The following is a 9,221-nucleotide window of genomic DNA, read 5'->3' on the forward strand; positions in this document are numbered from 1 at the left end:
AAATAATAGCTCTACTCCAAAAACACTAACCATCTCTAAGACAGAGACTCTACCTCCCCTAGACTCTCCAAAAGAGCCAAAGATGACGGATAGTGAAAAAGAGCGACTAGCCATCAAGAAAATGAAACAAAAAGCCCTACTAAAAGCGATAATAGGTAAAACTAAAATATCAGGTGCTGATATAACGAACCCAATAGATATAAACAAAAACTCAAAAGAATCAGATGGTTCCAATGCCCCAAACACAGAGCTTCTAACAAACTACCTAAAAAATTATAATAAGATAACTCAAGGTAATGGAGAGGCTAAACAGACTCAATCTAAAAACTCACTCTTTCAAGAAAAAAGTGATGAGTACTTACAGCACACAAAACAGAAACCCCTATCACCCTATGAGTTAAAAAGAGGCTCACTTATCCCTGCTGTTCTAATAGGTGGTGTAAACTCTGAACTCCCTGGAAATATAATTGCCCAAGTTAGAGAGAGTGTATACGACACTGTAACAGGTAATCACCTACTCATCCCCCAAGGCTCAAAACTCATAGGAGTCTATGGCTCACATGTTCAGCATGGTCAAACAAGAGTTCTTATAGCTTTTAACTCAATCGTCTTTCCTGATGGTCAAACGCTAAATATTGGAGCGATGAATGGAATAGACCAAGAGGGTTACGCAGGATTTTCAGACCAAGTGGATAATCACTATTTCAAGATATTTGGTTCGGCTTTTTTGCTTGGCATGTTAAGTGGAGAGATAAATATAGAAAATGGAAGAGTAACATTTGTAAGTGGTCATCAAGGATTCAATACAAGCCAAACTATATTAGAGAGAGTAGCAGGAGAGATGATTAGCAAAAATCTCAATATCGCCCCAACTCTTAAAATCAGGAATGGTTATAGATTCAATATTTTTGTTACTAAAGATATGCTTTTAGAACCATTGAAGCAGAGTCGATGAGAAAAATTATAGCACTTCTATTTATAGTTCTCTACTCAATGGCTAATAGTAATCAAGCAAAAACGATTGAAGCTTTAGCCAAAGAATATATAGGTGGTAAATATATTTGGGGTGGAGAGACTCCACAGGGCTTTGACTGTTCAGGCTATACACAGTATATCTATAAACAAGTTGGAATTACTCTACCACGAACTGCCCTACTTCAATCTAAAGTTGGAACAATCGTTATAGATGAATCCTATAAAAAAGGTGACCTACTATTTTTCTTAACTGATAAAACAAGAGGTATTTCAATTACCCATGTAGGAATCTATCTTGAAGATAACAAATTTATTCATGCTGCATCAACCAAAAAAGGGATTATTATATCTGATTTGACAAAGAGTAAATACGGCTCTCTTCTTGTTTCTGTATCAAGGGTTCTTAGCCAAGAGCAGAGAGAGATATTCCAACCTATTTTTTTTAGTGAAGCACTTAAAAGAGCTGTTCACTCCAATAGTAAGATAAGGCTCATCTCTCAAGACCAAGAGAGCAACCAAACTTTATCCAAATTAGAAGAGGCGATAAAAAGTGATAGTAAAGTGATACTCCAATGAGAAAAAAAGTAAAAATATTTATCTTGCTCACCTTCACTATTATACTGCTGTTTGCAACATTTATTTATGCAATGAAAAATGGTAAAGTTATTTTTAATACCACAAGCTCATTTCCTCTAGGATTTTATAAAATCTCTAAAAGTAATCAATATAAAAAAGGTGATTTGGTCTCATTTTGTGCTGTGCCAAGCAAGATGATAGATAGGATGATAAAACAAGGCTATTCTCAAAAAAATAGTTTATGTCCTAATCAAACACCACAACTGCTTAAAAAGATTCTTGGTTTAGAGGGTGATAATATTACTATGAATAGCGTTGTATTGGTTAACAATCAACCCATTAAAAACAGTAGAGTTTTTAAAAAAGATAGAAATGGAAATCTACTGAATTTTCAACAATCACAAAGAGTCAAAAAAGATTATTTTTGGGCTATGAGTGACTATAATGAAAAATCATTTGATAGCAGATACTTTGGTCAAATACCACTTGAAAATATTATTGGTAGAGCCACACCAATAATGACTTGGGATTAACCATGCTATCAATATCCAATCCTCAAAAAGCTACCCAAGCCGAAACCTACTACACGAAAGAGAACTACTACCAAAAAAACTCTGAAAAAGGCTATTTTAGAGGAAGTGCATTATCAGAGTTTGGAATCAACGAGAATCAAACAGTTACTCAAGAGACCTACCTTTCCCTACTTCACGGCTTCAATCCAAAAGATAACAGACCACTCACAAAAGGAGCAGGAAGTACAGAAAGAAGAGCAGGTATAGACTTAACCTTCTCAGCCCCAAAATCAGTAAGCACCCTCCTAGAGATAGCAGAGGCAAATAGTTTTGACAAGATGGCAATAGAGATTAGGGAAGCCCATGATAACGCTGTAAAGCAGACTATGGAGAAAGTGGAAAAGGATTACCTCTATACAAGAGTCTCTGTTAATGGGAAAATTCAAACCGTTAAAGCCGATGGGATGGCTTATGCTTCATTTCAACATGATACAAGTAGAGACTTAGACCCACAACTACACACACATAATTTTATCTTTACTCCTGTGCTGAAAGATGGAAAGTTCAACGCCCAGACCAATGAGGCATTTTTTAACAACAAACTCTATCTTGGTCAATTCTACAGAAATGAGTTAGCCTATAATCTAAACAAATTGGGTTTTACCATTGAAATTACCTCGATTGAAAAGGGTCTGTTTGAGCTAAAAGAGGTTCCAAAAGATATTATAGATGAGTTCTCAAAACGCTCTAAAGAGATTCAAGCTTTAGAAGAGAGCTACAAGAAAAAATATCCTAAAAAATCACTTGTAGAGATTAAAGCACAAATTACCCAAGAGAGTAAAAAAGCTAAAACTAAAATTGATCGAGATGAAGTTAGAGCCACTAATAAAAAGAGAGCCGATAGTTTAGGATATAACAAAAAATGGTTATCCAAGTTAGTCTATAGAGCAGAGAATCGCCCCACCCTACCCCAAGATAGAAGCAAACAGGCTCTAAATTATCTTAATAAATCACTCACGGCAATAACAAACCAAGAGAGTACCTTTTCCAAAGAGGATATTCTAAAGTATGCTATGAAGTTTTCACTAAAATACTCTCTAAGAGAATCAGATATAGTAAAAGAGTTTAGAAACTCAAATATCCTAAAACTAGATAAGAATATCTACACCACCAAAGAGATGATAGATATAGAAAAAGAGATTATCCAAAAGGTTCATCAAGGATTCTCTTCTATGCCAAACTCTTTAAATGAGATAATCAATCAAGAAGAGCATCAAATAGACAAACTCACCTCAGACCAAAAAAAGATGCTAGAGATGATTTTAAACACAAAAGATAGATACAACGCAGTTCAAGGAGATGCAGGAACAGGTAAAACTTATGCTCTTGGAGTTCTAAAAAAAATACTCAAAGATGATATAGAACTAATAGGACTATCCTATACAGGAAAAGCAACAGCAGGACTTGAAGAAGTAGGGATAAAAAGTCATACTTTGCACTCCTACCTACAACAAGAGAGAAAACAAAATAGAGATAAGCCTAAACTATATATCGTAGATGAAACCTCTCTTGTAGGCTCTAAACAGATACATCAACTCATGAAAATATCTCAAAAAGAGAACTCAAGAGTTATTTTCATAGGAGATATTAAACAGTTTAGCTCTATCCAAGCAGGTAATGCCTTTTCTGATATGCAAAAGTTCGGTATAAAAACTGTAAAGCTCAAAGAGACCCAAAGACAAAAAAGCAATATCACAAAAGCTATAGTCAAAGCCTATAACCAAGGTGATACAGATAGAGCATTAGAGCTACTAAAGGAGAACAAACTTTTTAAAGAGATAGAGGACTATGAGGAGAGAATAGATTATATCGTAGAGACCTACCTAAACAAAAATCAACCCCTAATATTAACCTCCACTAACCAAGAGAGAAAAGAGATTAATCATCAAATCAGAAATAAGCTAGAGAATCCAAACCAAGAGCATCAATTCACTATAAAAGAGTCCAAACAGATAAAAGCATCCAACGCTTACTTTTCAGAGAGTTATGAGGTAGATGATATTATATCTATCAATGGAGCTATACCAAAGTTTAAAAGAGGAGAACAGGGAAGAGTTATATCGTCTGATAGAAATATTCTAAAAATAGAGACGAACTCCAAGCAGATAAAAGAGATAGACCTAAGCAAATATGGAACAGAGATTAATGCCTATACCCAAACAGAGAAATTTTTTAAAGCAGGTGAAAAAATAATCTTCTCAAAAAATATAAAAAACTCTCCAATTAAAAATGGAGTAATGGGAACCATAACAGATATAGAGAATGGCAATATAACAACAAAACTACAAAATGGCAAGAACTACAGTTTTAGTATTGAAGATTACAACTATATAGATTACGCCTACGCCATAACAGATATAAAGTCACAAGGGGTATCAGCCAACTCTGTTTTGGTTCTAGCCAATAGTCGAATGTCAAGCAAAAATTCATTCTATGTTCAGGTGACCAGAGCTAAAGAGAAGATAGAGGTAGTCACAGATAACCAAGAGCTACTGCAAGAGAGAATAAAAAATCCAAACAATAAAAAGTCAACACTAAACTATCAAGGAGAGAAAAATGGTAAGCAACCAAGATATAATGGAGAAACTAGAAGAGATAGAGAGCCATCAGCTCAAACAGAACAATCTAATCATCGAGCAGAGCAAAGAGACAAGTATGATTTTAGAAACATTAGAGGCTATATTCAAGCAATCAAGCGAAGATTCAGAAGACCCAGTCTTAGCAAAGTTAGAGAAGCTTTTAATCTGTCTAAAGTGCAAAGAGCAGACAAGACAAAAAGAGATGCAGTCATAGATAAACTAGGCTCTAAAAAACAAGAGATGGGAATAGAGAGATAAAAAGGAGCAGTAAAAATGTCTACTATCAAAGAGTATGAAGCGATGTATGAAACATTTAACAAGTATGCTAAAGAGTTTCAAGAGAATCCAAAAACAACCAAACAGATAGACCCTAAGTTTATAAAAATAGAAAAGGGGAGTCTAAAAAAGAGTATTGAAGAGCAAGAGAAGAAAAATCTCTCTGAACTCAAAAATATCAATAAGAGTAATCCAATATATGATTTAGCAAAAAATCCAAAAGAGCAGAGTGATTTAAAGCCGAAAGTAGAGAAGCTTATAGAGAGTTGGAACAGAGTCATATCTAAACTAGAGAATATTAAAGCTCCTAATAAAATTCAGGAGAGTGCAAAGAGTCTAAAAAAGGATTTAATAGACCATCTCAAATCTCTACAGAAACCAAAGCAGAAATTTGACCAAGAGAGACGAAATCAAGTTTTAGAAAAATTAAAACAGGGTAAAGAACGGAATAGAGGCAGAGAGAGATAGATGAGTAGTAAAATAAAAAAGTTTTTAATCCTCTTTATTGTCTTTACAATATTCTCTTCTATTACTACTCAATTTTTAGCCTATACATTCGAGTATCAGCCATCACTCAGAGGAGAGATATATCCACATATCTATCAACCTTACGCATGGATAGAGTGGCATATCAACTATTACAGAGAGTTTGAACCGATATTTTTGGATATCTATAGCCAAGTTCTATTTGGATTTTCTATATTTGCTATTGTCTATATGACCATATTTCTACTCTTCAAAAGAAAAGAGAAAAAACACCTAAGTGTACATGGAACGGCTCACTGGGCTACAAAAAAAGAGATAGAGGCAACCCATACCCTAAATAGAAAAGATGGACTTTATATTGGAGGATGGAAAGAGAAAAGAAAAGCCCTACACTACCTAAGACACAATGGAGAGGAACATGTTATAACCTTTGCTCCTACTCGTTCAGGTAAAGGGGTAGGCTTGGTAATCCCTACCCTACTCTCTTGGGCAGAGAGTGCTATAGTGCTAGATATAAAAGGTGAGAACTATGCCATCACAGCAGGATGGAGAAAACACTACGCCAATAATAAAATACTAAAATTTAACCCTAATGACCCAACAGGAGAGAGTTCAAAGTTTAATCCACTAGAAGAGATAAGATTAGATAGCACTTATGAGATAGCCGATACAGAAAATATAGTGATTATGCTTCTTGATGAAAAAGGAGAGGGATTAAAAGATTTTTGGGAGAAAGGAGGAAAGACATTTCTATCTAGCTTTATACTACATACGCTATATATTGCAAAAAATGAACACCACCCTATCCCATCACTATCTGATATATATAAATCTCTAAATGATAAAGAGCTTGATAATATTTTAGCTGATATGTCAAGCTACTACCATGACCAAGCTAATGAGTTAACTCACCCTGCTATCTCTACAGGAGCTATGGGTTTAATTAACCTCGCAGATAGAACAAGAGGTGATATTATAGCTACAGTCAATAATATTCTAAGTCTCTATATAGACCCAGTTATAGAACTAAATACAAAAAGAAGTGACTTTAAACTATCAGAGCTAATGAATAGCCAAGAGCCTGTTACTCTCTATATCGTTATAGACCCTGAGAATATAGATAGAATGCAACCACTATTTAGAGTGCTTATGCTTCAAATTCTAAAAAAACTCATAAAAAAATTAGAGTTTAAAAATGGGAAGCAGACAAAATCTTACAAGCATAGAATGCTACTTATGCTAGATGAGTTTACAGCCGTAGGGAAAATAGATTTCTTTGAGAAGTCATTAGCCTATATGGCAGGTTATGGAATAACTGCTTATATTATTATCCAAGATATAGAACAGCTTTATAGAATCTATAGCAAAGAGGAGACGATTACCTCTAATTGTCATATCAAAATAGCATTCACCCCAAACAAAGAGGATACTGCAAGTTTGCTTTCAAAAATGACAGGAACAACTACCGTGGTAAAAAGCAATATCACCACATCAGGAAAAAGACTCTCTCTCATATTAGGAAGCGTTTCACAAAGCTACCAAGAAGTATCAAGACCGTTAATGACGGTTGATGAGATACTTAGGCTACCCAAAGCAAAAACAACAGCTACAGGTGAAATATTGGATGGTGGGGAGATGTTGATTTTTATAGCAGGTCATGCACCAATAAGAGGTAAGCAGATACTTTTTTTTAAGGACCAAGTTTTTTTAGACCGTTCAGAAGTTAATCTATAAAGCATGAAGTATATAATCATATCACTAACAGGTATGATTATTGCGTATATCTCATGGAGTCTTTCTGTTGAGTTAACGATATTTTCGAGCTTACTCTTTTTTGCATACTTCTACATCAATCAAAGGAGCTATCTATTTACTCTAGTTTCTAGCTACTATCTTTTTGCATCAAGAGGTCTATTGATTGGAACTCAAAATTATTATGATGACTTATATACAGCCTTATTAATTTGGCTATCAGCTTCATTATTATCAACATTTATTTGGGTTACAGTATGGAGTTCATTAGAGAAAAAAAGATTATTTCTTTTCCCCATTATGCTAACACTTCTAATTGTGCCACCCATAGGATTTATCTCTTGGGTCAATCCTCTAATATCATCTGCAATAGCTTTTCCAAAACTAGGTTTTATAGGAATAACTCTCTATTTGGCAACTATATATTTAATCACCATAGCATTAAAGAGACAGAAAAAATATATCAAACTTACTACTATACTTTCAATATTAGCTATCACTGTATTAAATTTCAATCAAGAACCATCACAAGAGGGTAGCACTAATCTACACCCCATAAACTCGAACCTAACTTATAAAAACCAAGCCATAGATTTTATAGGAGACCATAGACGACAAAAAAAACTTCTTGCCATAGCAAATAAAAGTAAATATAGAAATTTACTTTTTCATGAAAATGCATTAGGAGCTTTTACCCAAAACAATATGATGATATGGGAGAGATTGGATAGTAATAAAACTATTTTAGCAGGTGCATATATCTATAAGGGAGTAGGGGGCTATGATAATGTTCTCATAGAACTCAATAACAGAAGTTCCAAAACCATTTATAAACAGAGAGTACCTGTACCAATATCAATGTGGAAACCTTGGGTGGAGCAGGGAGCTAGGGCATATCCATTTCAAAATCCAACTGTGGAGTATCGACAGAGTAGGGTAGGGGTCTTTATCTGTTATGAACAGCTTCTAACCTATATCTATCTTCATACTATGTTTTATGAGCCACAATACATTATTGGTATCTCGAATCTTTGGTGGGTTGAAGATGAGTCTATTGGTGAAATTCAGAAGAGGAGTTTGGAATTGTGGGGAAAACTATTTAAAAAGACTGTTATTTATAGCGAAAATATATAAGTCTCCGATTTTCGCATGCGAAAATTGGAGATAGTTACTATAAAATATTTTCAATTTAAAAACTTCTGATTCTTAGAGTATTTGAGGGCTACTTTATATATCTAGATGTGAAAAAATATACTGTTCTCGATTTTCGCATGCGAAAATCGAGGCAATAGAAATGATATTTTCTCATTTTAATAAATAAAGTTTCGCATGAGAAAATAAGTTTATCATAATAAAAATAAGGTATTATTCTAATAATATTTTCGCATGAGAAAACAAAAGGAATAATATGATAATTACTGTAGCTCATTCAAAAGGTGGTGTAGGTAAAAGTTTACTCGCATGGCATTTAGCTATAGGGATGAAAATACCTATAGTAGATTTAGATTTTCAAAAAACTTTAGTCTATACGAATAATCTAAGAAAATTAAATGATAAAAAGCAACTAGAGATTATACAACCTGAAAGTCCAGAAAAATTTATAGAATTAATAAATTCATGGTCAGAGGATAAAGATATTATTATTGATGTGGGTGGATTTGATTCAAATCTAAATAGGGTAGCCTTGTATGTCTCTGATTTAATTCTTACCCCTGCTGTGGATAGAGTAACAGAGATGGCAGGACTATATAAATTTCATAATATACTCAAAGAGCTATCAATAAAAATGAAAGTCAATATAAAAGCAAATGTACTTTTAAATGATGTTAGTCCTAGTGCAAAAGATTTTTCTATTATAGAAAACCTTGTTGATAATTTAGAACATTTTGAGTTGATGTCAACAGTTATTGCACATAGAGCAGATTACTATAAAAGTATGGAAGAGGGTAGTGGAGTGACCGAACTAAAAAAGGGAAAAGCAAAGAACGAGATAAAAAAATTGATA

The 9,221-nt window shown here is 33.9% G+C and carries 8 protein-coding genes; all 8 read left to right on the forward strand.

What is annotated here, in order from left to right; genetic code table 11:
- Nucleotides 1-955: TrbI/VirB10 family protein (locus GSY74_RS01280; RefSeq protein ID WP_164663290.1), on the forward strand; the 955-nt coding region annotated here is incomplete at its 5' end.
- Nucleotides 952-1,551 (forward strand): C40 family peptidase, encoded by a 600-nt coding sequence (locus GSY74_RS01285; protein ID WP_164663291.1) that lies wholly within the window; start codon nt 952-954, stop codon nt 1,549-1,551. The genes GSY74_RS01280 and GSY74_RS01285, both read left to right, overlap by 4 nt.
- Entirely contained in the window at nt 1,548-2,084 is a 537-nt protein-coding gene (gene traF, locus GSY74_RS01290; RefSeq protein WP_164663292.1) for a conjugative transfer signal peptidase TraF, read from the forward strand. Before GSY74_RS01285 ends, traF begins: the two co-directional genes overlap by 4 nt.
- A gap of 2 nt (nt 2,085-2,086) precedes the next feature.
- A complete protein-coding gene (gene mobF / locus GSY74_RS01295; RefSeq protein ID WP_164663293.1) occupies nt 2,087-4,960 on the forward strand; it encodes a MobF family relaxase in 2,874 nt (957 codons plus the stop codon).
- Between the two features lie 15 nt (nt 4,961-4,975).
- The gene (locus GSY74_RS01300) at nt 4,976-5,446 is read left to right on the forward strand and encodes a hypothetical protein (RefSeq protein WP_164663294.1); all 471 of its coding nucleotides are present in this window, start codon (nt 4,976-4,978) and stop codon (nt 5,444-5,446) included.
- Nucleotides 5,447-7,198, forward strand: a complete 1,752-nt coding sequence (locus GSY74_RS01305; RefSeq protein ID WP_164663295.1) for a type IV secretory system conjugative DNA transfer family protein — start codon at nt 5,447-5,449, stop codon at nt 7,196-7,198.
- Between the two features lie 3 nt (nt 7,199-7,201).
- Nucleotides 7,202-8,350 carry a nitrilase-related carbon-nitrogen hydrolase gene (locus GSY74_RS01310; protein ID WP_164663296.1) on the forward strand — a complete coding sequence of 383 codons (1,149 nt, stop codon included), beginning with the start codon at nt 7,202-7,204 and terminating at the stop codon, nt 8,348-8,350.
- 274 nt (nt 8,351-8,624) lie between these two features.
- Nucleotides 8,625-9,221: ParA family protein (locus tag GSY74_RS01315; protein ID WP_164663297.1), on the forward strand; the 597-nt coding region annotated here is incomplete at its 3' end.

It is taken from the genome of Sulfurovum sp. bin170 (assembly GCF_010892395.1).
Lineage (GTDB): Bacteria > Campylobacterota > Campylobacteria > Campylobacterales > Sulfurovaceae > UBA1140.